Source organism: Streptomyces sp. NPDC089424 (assembly GCF_044749345.1).
Classification (GTDB): Bacteria; Actinomycetota; Actinomycetes; order Streptomycetales; family Streptomycetaceae; genus Streptomyces.
In genome coordinates this window covers 1,403,021-1,415,038 of the sequence record NZ_JBIVHU010000001.1, presented here as the reverse complement: position 1 = coordinate 1,415,038, position 12,018 = coordinate 1,403,021, and the positions used below count along the sequence as shown (strand labels likewise).

The 12,018-nt window shown below is 72.4% G+C and carries 11 protein-coding genes; 5 read left to right on the top strand and 6 right to left on the bottom strand.

What is annotated here, in order from left to right:
• Position 1: 1 nt before the first annotated feature.
• On the bottom strand, positions 2 to 625 hold the full coding sequence (locus ACIP2X_RS06160; RefSeq protein WP_401668130.1) for a class I SAM-dependent methyltransferase: 624 nt from the start codon (positions 623 to 625) through the stop codon (positions 2 to 4).
• 257 nt (positions 626 to 882) lie between these two features.
• Here ACIP2X_RS06160 and ACIP2X_RS06155 point away from each other — a divergent pair, with 257 nt between their 5' ends.
• Together ACIP2X_RS06155 and ACIP2X_RS06150 are read left to right on the top strand one after the other, a co-directional pair.
• Positions 883 to 2,055, top strand: coding sequence for a sensor histidine kinase (locus ACIP2X_RS06155; protein ID WP_401668127.1), 1,173 nt, complete (start codon positions 883 to 885; stop codon positions 2,053 to 2,055).
• Complete coding sequence (locus ACIP2X_RS06150) at positions 2,052 to 2,753, top strand: response regulator (protein ID WP_401668125.1); 702 nt, start codon at positions 2,052 to 2,054, stop codon at positions 2,751 to 2,753. The genes ACIP2X_RS06155 and ACIP2X_RS06150 overlap by 4 nt, the downstream gene beginning before the upstream one ends.
• A 44-nt stretch (positions 2,754 to 2,797) precedes the next feature.
• Here ACIP2X_RS06150 and ACIP2X_RS06145 read toward each other — a convergent pair whose 3' ends face one another.
• The 3 genes from ACIP2X_RS06145 to ACIP2X_RS06135 form a co-directional block, all read right to left on the bottom strand.
• Positions 2,798 to 3,511: an SDR family oxidoreductase gene (locus ACIP2X_RS06145; protein ID WP_401668122.1), complete on the bottom strand. Its 714-nt coding sequence runs from the start codon at positions 3,509 to 3,511 to the stop codon at positions 2,798 to 2,800.
• Positions 3,512 to 3,608: 97 nt separating this feature from the next.
• Complete coding sequence (locus tag ACIP2X_RS06140; RefSeq protein ID WP_401668119.1) at positions 3,609 to 4,451, bottom strand: alpha/beta fold hydrolase; 843 nt, start codon at positions 4,449 to 4,451, stop codon at positions 3,609 to 3,611.
• Between the two features lie 241 nt (positions 4,452 to 4,692).
• A complete protein-coding gene (locus ACIP2X_RS06135; protein ID WP_401668117.1) occupies positions 4,693 to 5,643 on the bottom strand; it encodes an alpha/beta hydrolase in 951 nt (316 codons plus the stop codon).
• 285 nt (positions 5,644 to 5,928) lie between these two features.
• Here ACIP2X_RS06135 and ACIP2X_RS06130 point away from each other — a divergent pair, with 285 nt between their 5' ends.
• Positions 5,929 to 7,986 carry a SpoIIE family protein phosphatase gene (locus tag ACIP2X_RS06130; RefSeq protein ID WP_401668115.1) on the top strand — a complete coding sequence of 686 codons (2,058 nt, stop codon included), beginning with the start codon at positions 5,929 to 5,931 and terminating at the stop codon, positions 7,984 to 7,986.
• Between the two features lie 14 nt (positions 7,987 to 8,000).
• Here ACIP2X_RS06130 and ACIP2X_RS06125 read toward each other — a convergent pair whose 3' ends face one another.
• Positions 8,001 to 8,687 carry a DUF2848 domain-containing protein gene (locus tag ACIP2X_RS06125; protein WP_401668113.1) on the bottom strand — a complete coding sequence of 229 codons (687 nt, stop codon included), beginning with the start codon at positions 8,685 to 8,687 and terminating at the stop codon, positions 8,001 to 8,003.
• A gap of 144 nt (positions 8,688 to 8,831) precedes the next feature.
• Between ACIP2X_RS06125 and ACIP2X_RS06120 the strand changes: the two genes are divergently transcribed.
• Entirely contained in the window at positions 8,832 to 10,166 is a 1,335-nt protein-coding gene (locus tag ACIP2X_RS06120; protein WP_401668111.1) for an MFS transporter, read from the top strand.
• A gap of 53 nt (positions 10,167 to 10,219) precedes the next feature.
• Positions 10,220 to 11,020: a carbon-nitrogen hydrolase family protein gene (locus tag ACIP2X_RS06115; RefSeq protein ID WP_401668109.1), complete on the top strand. Its 801-nt coding sequence runs from the start codon at positions 10,220 to 10,222 to the stop codon at positions 11,018 to 11,020.
• Between the two features lie 64 nt (positions 11,021 to 11,084).
• On the opposite strand, the gene ACIP2X_RS06110 is transcribed toward ACIP2X_RS06115, so the two are convergent.
• Positions 11,085 to 11,714 (bottom strand): GntR family transcriptional regulator, encoded by a 630-nt coding sequence (locus ACIP2X_RS06110; protein ID WP_401668106.1) that lies wholly within the window; start codon positions 11,712 to 11,714, stop codon positions 11,085 to 11,087.
• Positions 11,715 to 12,018: the final 304 nt, after the last annotated feature.

Genomic DNA, 12,018 nt, shown 5'->3' with positions numbered 1-12,018 from the left:
GTCATGCGCCGGTGAGCCGGAGGACGGACGCCGGAACCGGACGGCGGCAGTGGTAGACGAGGGCGGGCGGCAGGTTCCCCCACACCGTGCGGCCGACGACGACCTCGTCGAACCGCGCGTGCAGCGCCCGCGACAGCCGCCGCGCCGGCGCCATCCACCGGGCGTGCACGTAGGCGAACGTGGTGAAGACCCCGTCGGCCGGCAGCACCTCGGTGACGGCTTGCAGCACATCGCCCTGCTCGCGCGACGAGAACGCCGCCCACGGCAGGCCGCTGACGACGACATCGGCACCGCTCAGTCCTCGTTCGGCCAGGACGGCGGGCAGGTCGCGGGCGTCGGCGCGGACCACGTCGACGCCCCCGTGGGCGAGCGCGAGCCGGGCCGCGAACCGGGCGTTCAGCTCCACCGCGACATGCCGGCCGCGACCTCCGAGCCGCCGCTGTATCACCGCGGTGAACGCGCCGGTGCCCGGGCCCAGTTCGACCACCACCGGCTCCCCCGCGCCGCTCGGTACCGACGCGGCGGCCACCTCGGCCAGCGCCCGGCCACTGGGCGCCACGGCACCCACCGTCAGCGGACTCCGCAGGAACTCCCACAGGAACGACACCGTAAGGACCTCTCTCACTCATGGACTGCGCATCCCTGGCCGGGGTCCTGCCCGTGCGCCGCTCTCGCCCCGGCACGTCCGGGCCCGCGGACCCGGACGGATCACGAAACGGCGGGCTCCGGCCCGCACCGGCGTGCCCCGGCCACGCTGCCGACGCTAGATCCGCGCAGGTGGGAGCGGCTTCCTGCGCCCAGCCGGGGCCACGGCCGTTGGGAGGGGGCGGGGCGGCCACAAGGAGGAGACGCCCGGTGCGGAGCCGGACGTACGGTGAGGCCGTGAGCGCATCCCTGCGGCGCCGCCTGAAGCTGGACGTCCCGCTTGCCCTCGCGGCGGCCGGCGTCGGCGCGGCCACCGTCGTCACCGGCCCCTCCCCCGACCGTCCCGCGCTCCAGTGGGTGCTGGTCCAGGCCGCCGCCCTCGCCCTGGTCCTCGTCAGGTACGCGCCCCTGGCCGCGCTGCTCACCGAGCTGGCGCTGGTCATCACGATCGACGTGACCATGCCCGGCGCGAGTCATGTGGCGCCGCTGGCCGCCGCCGTGGCACTGGGCGCGGTGTCCCTCCGCCACGGCGAACGGATCACCGCCGCGTCCTACCTGGCGACGCTCACCGCCGTCCTGGTCAGCATCGGGCGTGACCCCGACCACCCGTTGGAGGGCGCCGACGGGGTCGTACTCGTCCTGTCGACCGCGCTGGCCGTCGCCGCGCCGGTCGCCTTCGGCTGCTACCTCGCCGCCGTACGCCGGGCAGCGGGCGTCGCCGAGGCGCGGGCCAGGGAGGCCGAGGAGCACCGGGTCGCCGGAACCCGCGCCGCCCGCATGGCCGAACGCGCCCGCCTCGCCGGAGACCTGCACGACCTGGTGGCCCACCACGTGTCGGCCATCGCGCTCAACGCCGGGTCTGCGCGGTACGCCGCGACGCACGCCCCCGACCCGCACGACCGGCTCGACGCGGCTCTGGCCGGTCTGGACTCCATCCAGTCCAGCGCCCGCCAGGCCCTGGTCGATCTGCGCGGACTGCTGCGCATCCTGCGCGACCCCGACAGCCCCGACTCCGTCACGGACCCCGAGCGCATGATCACCGAGGCAGTCGAACGCAGCCGCAGGGCCGGGCTGCGCGTCACCCTCACCCATGACGAGCAGGCGGCGCGCGTACCGCTGGCACTGCGGATCACGGCTGCCCGGGTGATGCAGGAGGCCCTCACCAACGCCCTCAAGCACGCGGGTGCCGGCTCCGACGTCGCGGCGACGGTGGCGGTGAGCGGCGACCGCCTGGTCATCGACGTCGCCAACACGCTGCGGCTGCCGCCGACCACCTCGCTGCCGCCCTCGGGACACGGCCTGACCGGGATGCGCGAGCGGGTCGAGGTGCTGGGCGGCACACTCGCCGCCGGCCGATCGGGCGACGGCTGGCGCCTCAACGTCCTCCTGCCCCTGGAAGGACGGTCATGATCCGCGTCCTCGTCGCCGACGACCAGGCCATCGTGCGGGCGGGCGTGACCCTGCTGCTGCGCACGGCGGGCGAGGACGTCGTCGGTGAAGCGGCCGACGGCCACGAGGCGGTCCGGCTGGCCGAACGACTCCGCCCCGACGTCGTCCTCATGGACCTGCGGATGCCCCGCATGGACGGCATCGAGGCCACCCGCCGCACTCTCGCCACCGTGCCCGGCACTCATGTGCTGATGCTGACGACGTTCGAGGACGACGCCGAGATCTACGGGGCGCTGAGCGCCGGCGCCGTCGGCTACCTCCTCAAGGACGGCCCGGCCGAGTCGATGCTCGACGCCGTGCGCCGCGCCGTGCACGGTGAACACCTCCTCGCGCCCGCCGTGCTGACCCGGGTGCTCGCCCGCGCCGTGCAGTCCCACCGCGACTCCCACGTGCCCGCCCGCGCCGTCGACGGCACCGATCGGCTCGCCGCTCTGACCCCGCGCGAACGCGAGGTACTGGCCCTGGTCGGTGCCGGGCGGTCGAACGCGGAGATCGGACGGACACTCCACCTGGGCGTGACGACGGTGAAGACCCATGTCTCCGCGGCGACGCAGAAACTCGGCCTGCGCAACCGCGTCCAGGCCGCGGTGGTGGCGCACCGGCTCGGCCTGGTGGACGACGACTTCACCCCCACCCACCCCGACGCCCCACGAACCTGAACCCCGGCGCACCGAAGTCGGCAGAGGAGGGGGGTGTGCCGCTGTCAGGCGCGCCCGACGCTCGCGCCGCCGTCGACGCGCAGGATCTGGCCGGTGACGAACCCGGCGTTCTCGGAGAGCAGGAAGGCGATGGCGGCGGCGAGTTCGTGCGGGCGCCCGAACCGCCCCATGGGGACGCCCGCCAGGTAGCGGGCGGCAGAGGCCGAACCGGGCGGGTTGTTCGCCCGGAACAGCTCGGTCTCGGTGGGGCCCGGGGCGACCGCGTTGACGGTGATGCCGTGTGCGGCGAGCTCTCCGGCCCAGCCCCGTGTCAGGAACTCCATGGCGGCCTTGGCCGCGCCGTAGGACGTGCGGTCGGGCAGTCCGAGGGCGACCAGGCTGGTGACGTTCACGACGCGGCCCCAGGAGCGTTCGCGCATGCCGGGCAGGACGGCCTGCACGACCTGGACGGCGGTGCGCACGTTCAGGTCGAGCACCGCGTCGAGGTCGGACAGCGCGACCTCCCCGACGGGCGCGGGCCGCACCATTCCCACGTTGTTGACCACGGCGTCGACCGGTCCCGCGCCCAGCACCGCGCCGAGGACCTGGTCGGTGGCCGCACGGTCGGCGAGGTCGGCTTCGTGGAACTCGCCGGGAAAGGACGGCGGTGCGCTGCGGGCGACACCCACGGGGGTGTGGCCTTCTCCCGCCAGTTGCTCCGCGAGGGCGCGGCCGATCCCTCTGGACGCGCCCGTGACGAGTACTCGCCTGTGGGTCATGCGTTCACTCCTCAACTGGTCTCGTCCGCGGCGCCGGTGTGGGAGGGGGGAAGGACCGGCACCCCGGTGACGGCCCTCCCCCCATGGGCTGCGCCGGTCAGCGGACCGTGCGCGCCGCGCGCTCGATGACGCGGGTGACCGCGTCCGGCTGGGACACGCTCACCGCGTGGGAGGACTTGACCTCCGTGATGCGGGCGTCGGCGCGCTTGGCCATGTAGAGCTGGAGTTCCCGGGGGATGATCCGGTCGTTGGTGCCGACCACGGCCCAGGAGGGGATGGTCTTCCAGGCGGGCTCACCGGACGGCTCGTTCAGCGCGGTGCCGGTGCCGGGGCGCTGGGTGACCGCCATCAGTCCGGCGGTGCTCGCGGGGACGTCCGCACCGAAGGCCTTGTGGAACTTGGACTGGTCGATGTAGAAGTCGAAGTCCTTGGAGCCGTCGGGGTTGGTGATCGGGACGGGGCGCAGGACCTTGCCGATGACGCTGCCCTCGAACTTGCTCGCCAGTTCGTTGGCGCTTTCACCCTTGTCGGGAAGGAAGGCGTCGGCGTACACGAGCGCCTTGACGTTGTCGGAGCCGTGCGCGGCGTTGCTGATCACCGCTCCGCCGTAGGAGTGCCCGACGAGCACGACCGGCCCGTCGATGGCGGCGAGGAGGTTCTTGACGGCGGCGGCGTCGATGCTCACGCCCCGCAGCGGGTTGGCCGCGGCCACCACCGGGTAGCCGTGCTGCTTCAGCCTCTTGATGACGCCGTTCCAGCTGGAGGAGTCGGCGAACGCGCCGTGGACGAGGACGACGGTCGGCTTGCCGGCCTTGGAGGGCGCGGGCTTGGCGGCACTGGCCGGACCCACGGTGGTGGCGAGGAGCCCGGTGGCGACAGCCGCCGTGGCCGCGAGGGTGAGAGGTGTCCGGGCACGCCGAAGGCGCGAATGACGGTTCACGAAATGGCCCTTTCGAGGCAGAGGTTGTCGGCCGGTCCGAACAGTGGACATGGCCGCATGCGGCAGGCATGACTGCCGCAGGTCTTGAGGAAACGCACGGTGCGCGGGGGCGGAACCGGATGATCACAGTTCTACGCCCATGAGTTCCGCGCGCACGGGCGCGGAAGAGCTGTCAGGTCAGCTCTGTCGAGGTCGTTCAGGTGCTGCGGACGCGCAGCACGGTAGTCTCGGTCGCCGAGTCTCAGTTGCCGTGCAGGACGCTGCGCAGGGTGTGAACGGCCTGCTGAACAGCGGCCGTTGTGGCCTGCGTGGGCCGCAGCGGGTTGAGCATCATGAAGTCGTGCAGGATGCCGTTGTAGCGCAGGCTCGTGGTGGGGACCCCGGCCTGGGTCAGCTTGCGGGCGTAGGCCTCGCCCTCGTCGCGCAGCACGTCGTTCTCGTCGACGATGACAAGCGCCGGCGGCAGGCCCGCGAGCTCCTCCAGGGTCGCCCGCAGCGGCGAGGCGGTGATCTCGGCCCGCTGGGCGGGGTCCGTGGTGTAGCAGTCCCAGAACCAGGCCATGCCCCGCGCGGTGAGGAACGGCCCGTCGGCGAACTCCCGGTAGCTGTCGGTGTCCTGGGCCGCGTCCGTGACGGGGTAGTACAGGGACTGGTGCACGAAGGTCACGTCGCCGCGCTGCTTGGCCATGAGGGTCAGTGCGGCGGTCATGTTGCCGCCGACGGAGTCGCCGGCCACCGCCAGGCGCGAGGCGTCCAGGCCTTCGTCGGCGCCGTTCGCGACGATCCACCGCGCGGTCGCGTACGCCTGCTCGATGGCGACCGGGTACCTGGCCTCCGGGGAGCGGTCGTACTCGACGAACACGAGGGCGGCGTCGGCCCCGACGGCCAGCTCGCGCACCAGCCGGTCGTGGGTGCCGGCGTTGCCGAGGACCCAGCCGCCGCCGTGGACGTACAGGACGACGGGCAGCGTGCCCGCGCTGCCGACGGGCTTGACGATGCGTACCCGCACATCGCCCACCTCGGCCGGCACGGTGATCCACTTCTCCTCGACGTCCGGCTTCGCCACCGGCGCCGCCTGAAGGTCGTCCAGGACCTTCCGGGCACCCTCCGGGCCGAGTTCGTAGAGGAACGGCGGGTTGGCCGTCGCATCTGCAATCTCCTGCGCCGCGGGTTCAAGAACGGGACCAGTCATCACTGCACTCCTTGGGTCGGCGGGTCGTTTGCTGCTTACAACCCCTATGACAAAGGACATCTGAAATGTGTGACACGCGCGAAGCGGTACCGCTGGACCCACCGCACGTCACTCTCGGTCAGTCGCCGTCACGGATGGGCGATCATGGTGCGTCTTGAGCGGTAATAGCCCGTCTTGCCCACAATGGGGAAAGGCGATCGGGTTTGTCCACCGCTCCCGGAGTGCTCCCGGAGTGCTCCCGGAGCGGCCGCGCGACCCGCGCGCCTCAGGCGGAAGGAACGAGCTGTGCGACCTGATCGGCCGGGAGACGAGAGGGAGCCGTTGCGGTCGGAGCCCGGCTCCCTGCTCGAACACGTGTCCATCGCCGTCTTCGGCATGGACGAGGAGGACCGGATCTGCTTCTGGGGCCCCGGCGCCCACAGCCTCTTCGGGCACGCCCCCGACGGAATCCTGTCCGCGCCGGCGGCCTCCCTCTTCCCCGGCCCGCCCGAGGGCAGCCCCGGCGCCGCCGAGAGGCTCGCGACGCTCGCCCGGACCCTCGGCTACTGGCGCGGCCGGCTGCCGGTACTGCACCGTGGCGGCGCGGTCTTCGACTGCGGGTTCCGGGTCTTCCCCGTGACCGGGGCCATGGGGCGTTCGGTGGTGATGGGCCTGGCGGCCAGGAGCGACGAACTCGACAGGGTGAAGACCAACCTCGCGTTCCTCGACGCCCTCTTCGAGACGTGCCCCATCGGCCTGGTGATGCTCGACGAGGACCTGCGGTACGTCCACCTCAACCAGGCGCTGGCCGAGATGGACGGCATGTCCGTCGACAGCCACCTCGGGCGCCCCGTCGACGACATCATGATCACGTCTGACGGCGGTGAACACCGCCACATGCTCCGCGCCGTCGTCGCGGGCGGCCCACCGGTGGTCGGCACGCTGGTCGGACTGCGCACCCCCGGCCACCCGGACCGCGACCAGGTGCGCTCGGTGACGTGGTTCCCGCTGAACCGGGCGGCCGGCACCCGGCCCGGACTGGGCGGACTCATGGTGGACGTGACCGACCGGGAACGGGCCATCCTCGAAGCCACCGCCGCACGTCAGCGACTTGCCCTGCTCAACCGGGCGACGGCCAGGATCGGCACGTCCCTGGACGTCGGCGTCACCGCCCAGGAACTCGTGGACGCCGCGGTCCCGGACTTCTCGGACGCCGCCGTGGTGGAACTCGTGGACCGGCTGGGCAACCCCGAGGTCTTCGATCCCCGACAACCGCTGATCACCCGCCGGATCGCCTCCGGCACCGTCCTGCCGCCGCCCGCCATCGAGCTGGTCAGCGGCCTGGAGACCGTGACGTACCCACCGGGCTCCAGGATCCATGAGGTACTGCGGACCAACCGGCCCGTCACCTTCGGTGTCGACGCGGACTTCGCGACGACGACCGTCCTCCACAAGGCACGCGCGCGACTGCTCCTCGACAGCGGCCTGACCTGCATCACCATCGTCCCGCTCATCGCCCGTGGCACGGTTCAGGGGCTCACCATGTTCGGGCGCTCCGCCGCCCGTCCGACCTTCGACGAACAGGACCTGGGCCTCGCCGCGGAACTGTCGTCCCGCGCGGCCCTGTGCCTGGACAACGCGCGGCTCTACAGCCGCGTCCAGGACATCGCGCTGACGCTCCAGCGTGCCCTGCTCCCCTCCGCCCTGGCACCCAGTGTGCACGTGCACGTCGCCCACCGCTACGTTCCCGGCAGCCGCGTCACGGAGGTCGGCGGCGACTGGTACGACGTGATCGAGCTGCCCGACGACCGGGTCGCGCTCGTCGTCGGCGACGTGATGGGGCACGGCGTCCAGGCCGCGGCGAACATGGGCCGGCTGCGCATCACGGCCAAGGCCCTCGCCCGGCACAAGGAGGACCCGGCCGACCTGCTCGCCGAGCTGGACTCCTGCGCGGTGGAGGCGGGCATCGAGCTGGCCACCTGCCTCTACATCCGCTACGACGCCAGGAGCGGCCGGGCCCGCATCGCCAACGCCGGCCATCCCCCGCCGCTGGTGCTCCGGGCCGACGGCACCGTCGAGACGATCGGTGACGTCCTCGGCGTCCCCCTGGGAGTCGGCGGACAGCCGTTCGCGACGACCGAGGTCGACCTCCCCGACGGCGCGACCCTCGCCCTCTACACCGACGGCCTCATCGAGGCGCGGGACCGGGACATCGACCAGGGCACCGCGCTGCTGCGCACCGCGCTGAGGGGCGCGTCGGGTCCGCTGGAGGAGATGGCCGACCACATCCTGGCGCGCCTGCTGCCGCACCCTCCTCATGACGACACGGTGCTCGTCCTCGCGAACGTCCGGCGGGCCGGCTGAGCCGCGCGCCGCCCTCAGCCGATCGGCGCCGCCATCGCCACCACGTCGTACCGCAGGCCGATCACGTCGCCCGTGTCCGGGTCCCCCAGCTCGACGCGCCAGTGCGCCGCGAACTGGTCGACCCCCTCCACCATGGGGATCGTGCCCGAGATCAGCACCGTCCCCGGCACCAGGTCACCCCTGTCCCGCAGCACGTCCGCCCAGTACCTGGGCGTGAGCAGCTCCGCCAGCGTGCCGTCCTGGATCACGCTCTCCTCGCCTCCGTGCGTGACCCACGCCCGCAGCGTCAGCCGGTCGAGCCGCTCCTCTACGTCGGACAGGCGCCACGCCCGCCGCGCCAGCACGTCGGGGCCCGCGTTCTTGCTCCAGGCCACGCCGTGCACCTCGAGCTCCCGGTCGGTGTGGTCGCAGGCCGCCGTGAGCAACAGCTCTCCGTCGCCGTCCACCACCAGCGCCCACTCGGCTTCACCCGAGGTGCGGTCGTGCTGCACACTGACCGACCGGGTCTGCTGCGCGAGGTAGGGCGAGACCGGGTAGAGCGCCGGGGTGACGGACGGCGCGGGGACGCCCAGCTCGGCGAGCTCGGCGACATGCGCGGCGACGTCGTCCTGGCTGCGTCCCGCGTATCCCGCGTTCAGGACCTGGACGACGTCGACGTCGCGGGTCGAGCCGTCGGGGAGTTCAAAGGTCAGCTGGGCCATGCGTCTCTCCACATCGGTCGTGACATCGGAGCGGTCGACTTTGCGCCAAGGGCTTGCGCATACGGCCTGTATACAACAAGTATGCCGGAAGGTCGACCCGCGTGCTCGGCCCGGACACCCGCCTCACAAGGACGGACGGACAACGTGAACAAGCCTGAGAACGCAGGCGCGGTGCGTCGCGCCTTCTTCGCCAGCCTGACCGGCACGGCCCTGGAGTGGTACGACTTCGCCATCTACTCCGCGGCCGCGGCACTCGTCTTCGGTGACCTGTTCTTCCCCTCCGAGGACCCGACCACGGGCACCCTGCTGGCCTTCTCCACGTATGCGGTCGGCTACGTCTCCCGTCCTCTGGGCGGTTTCGTCTTCGGCCGGCTCGGAGACCGGATCGGCCGCAAGAAGGTCCTCATCACGACGCTCGTCCTGATCGGCGCCGCGACCCTTCTCATCGGCCTGCTGCCCACCTACGGCTCGATCGGTGTCACGGCCCCGATCGTGCTGGTCCTGCTGCGGTTCGCGCAGGGCATCGGGGTCGGCGGGGAGTGGGGCGGGGCCGTACTGCTGTCCAGCGAGTTCGGCGACCCGCGCCGCCGCGGCTTCTACGCGTCCGCCGCCCAGATAGGCCCGCCCGCCGGAAACCTCCTGGCCAACGGTGTGCTCGCGGCGCTCGGCGCCCTGCTGAGCGAGGACGAGTTCCTGTCCTGGGGCTGGCGCGTGGCGTTCCTGCTCTCCGGAGTCCTGGTCGCCTTCGGCCTCTGGATCCGCACGAAGATCGAGGAGACGCCCGTCTTCAAGGCGATGGAGGCCGAGCACAACCGCCCGGCGGCGCCCATCAAGGAAGTACTGACCACGCACCCCCGGCTGCTCGCCGCCGCCATCCTCAGCCGGGTCGCCCCGGACGTGCTGTACGCGCTGTTCACCGTCTTCGTCCTGACCTACGCGACCGGCGAGCTCGGGATGTCGAAGGGGTCGGCACTCGCCGCCGTACTCATCGGCTCCTCGCTTCAGATCCTGCTGATCCCGCTGGCCGGCGCGCTGTCCGACCGGGTCAACCGCCGGCTCGTCTACGGGGTCTCCGCGGCCCTCGCGGGAGTCTGGCCGTTCGTCTTCTTCCCGATGGCCAGCGGCGGCAACTGGGCGCTCCTGGCGCTGGGCGTCGTGGTGGCCCTCGTCCTGCACTCGTTCATGTACGGACCTCAGGCGGCATTCATCGCCGAGCAGTTCGACCCGCGGCTGCGCTCCACGGGCTCCTCACTCGCCTACACACTGGCCGGTGTCATCGGTGGAGCGGTCGCCCCGCTGCTCTTCACGGCACTGCTCGACGCGTACCACTCCTGGGTCCCGCTGGCCCTGTACATCGCGATCGCCGCGGCGGTCACGCTCACCGGACTGCTGATGGGCCGCGACGCGCCCGCCGAGGAGGCCGCTCCGACGGTGGCGGACACGTCCGTCGGCCCGAAGAGCGCGGTCACGACCGGCTGACGCCCCCCACACGAGCACCCGAGCACCCGAGCACCCGAAAGGACACGACCCGCGTGCGCATCGCGCTGAGCCAGATCACCACGGGCCCCGACCCCGAGCGGAACCTCACCGTGGTCCGCGAACAGGCCCGCCGTGCCGCCGAGTCCGGCGCCCGGCTCGTCGCCTTCCCCGAAGCGACGATGGCCTGCTTCGGCACCCCGCTCGCGGCCCTGGCCGAACCCCTGGACGGCCCCTGGGCGACGGGGGTCCGGGACATCGCCGAGGAGACCGGCCTCGTGGTCGTCGCCGGGATGTTCAGCCCCGCACCCGACGGCAGGGTCACGAACACCCTGCTGGCCACGGGGGCCGGCGTCGAGGCCTCGTACGACAAGATCCATCTGTACGACGCCTTCGGGTTCGCCGAGTCCGACACCGTCGCCCCGGGCTCGGAGGTGGTCACCCTCGACGTGGACGGCGTCCGTGTCGGACTGGCCACCTGCTACGACGTCCGCTTCCCCGAACTCTTCCGCGCGCACGCGGACGCCGGTGCGGTCGTCTCCCTTCTGCCCGCCTCCTGGGGCGCCGGGCCGGGCAAGCGCGACCAGTGGGAACTGCTGACCCGGGCCCGCGCGCTGGACGCCACGCTCTGGCTCGCCGCCGTGGACCAGGCCGATCCGGCCGCCGCCGGCACACCGACGACGTCGAAGGCGCCGACCGGAATCGGGTGCAGCGCGGTGATCGGACCCGACGGGACCGTCCGCGGCCGGCTCCAGGAGGGGCCGGGGCTGCTCGTCGCGGACCTGGATCCGCGCGAGGTCTCGTCGGTGCGCGGGGCGGTGCCGGTGCTGGACAACCGCAGGCTGGGCAGGGCCTGACCCGGCCGGGAGCCGGCAACGGGCAAACGGCCACCGGCCACCGGCCACCGGCCACCGGCACGCGCTACCAGCCGGAGAGCAACACCTTCAGGGTCGAGTCCAGGTGGCCGTCGATCGCGGTACGCGCCGCGCCCGCGTCCCCGGAGGCGATCGCCGACAGGATCGCGTGGTGCTCCTCCAGCACCGCGGCCTGCCGTCCGTGCTGGTTGAACAGCGCCACCACACCGGCCCGGACCTGGCGGCTGCGCAGCCCGTCGTAGTGCCGGTCCAGGAGCACGTTGCCCACCGCGGCCACGAGCGTCGCGTGGAAGAGGTGGTCCACCGCGATGAACTCCTTGGCGAACTCCGGCCCGCTCAGTGCCCGCTGCCGCGCCAGGATCTCCCGGAGCTCCTCCAGCGGTGCCTTGCCGTCCGCGATGACCCGCTCGGCCGCGTACCGCTCGACGATCCCGCGCAGTTCCATCAGCTCGTTGAGCTCGCGCCCCGTCAGCGGCACGATCTGCGCCCCGCGCTTGGGCACCAGCCGCACCAGGTCCTCGGCGGCCAGCAGCAGCAGCGCCTCCCGGATCGGCGTACGCGAGACACCGATGCGGTCGGCGAGCTCCTGCTCGGAGAGAAAAGTGCCCTGCAGCTCAGGGTCGGTGAGCACGTGCTCCTTGAGGAAGGCGTAGGCCTTGTCCCGTCCCGATGCCACAGCGACCCCCTCCGTTGCATACAACTGGTATACGAACTTACCACCGGTCGGGCGCCCGGTCAGGCAGGACGGATTCGTTGAAAGTTTACTCAACTTGACCAAATGCGGTAAGAGAGCATTCCTGCTGCTCATCTGCGGCGCCCGGAACGGAAACCTGTGATCCGCCGAGTCCGTGTGCGGTGGACGTGGGGGGGGGGGGGGCCCCCCGCCCCCCCCCCCCCCCCGCCCCGCCCCCGGCCCCCGCCCCCCCCCCCCCCCCCGCGGGCCCCCCCCCCCCCCCCCCCCCGCCCCCCCCCCCGGCGGC

Excerpts from the sequence above, each read along its gene's own strand:
- ACIP2X_RS06145 (WP_401668122.1), bottom strand. The coding sequence starts at position 3,511 with ATGACCCACAGGCGAGTACTCGTCACGGGCGCGTCCAGAGGGATCGGC.
- ACIP2X_RS06125 (WP_401668113.1), bottom strand. The coding sequence starts at position 8,687 with ATGGCCCAGCTGACCTTTGAACTCCCCGACGGCTCGACCCGCGACGTC.
- ACIP2X_RS06135 (WP_401668117.1), bottom strand. The coding sequence starts at position 5,643 with ATGACTGGTCCCGTTCTTGAACCCGCGGCGCAGGAGATTGCAGATGCG.
- ACIP2X_RS06150 (WP_401668125.1), top strand. The coding sequence starts at position 2,052 with ATGATCCGCGTCCTCGTCGCCGACGACCAGGCCATCGTGCGGGCGGGC.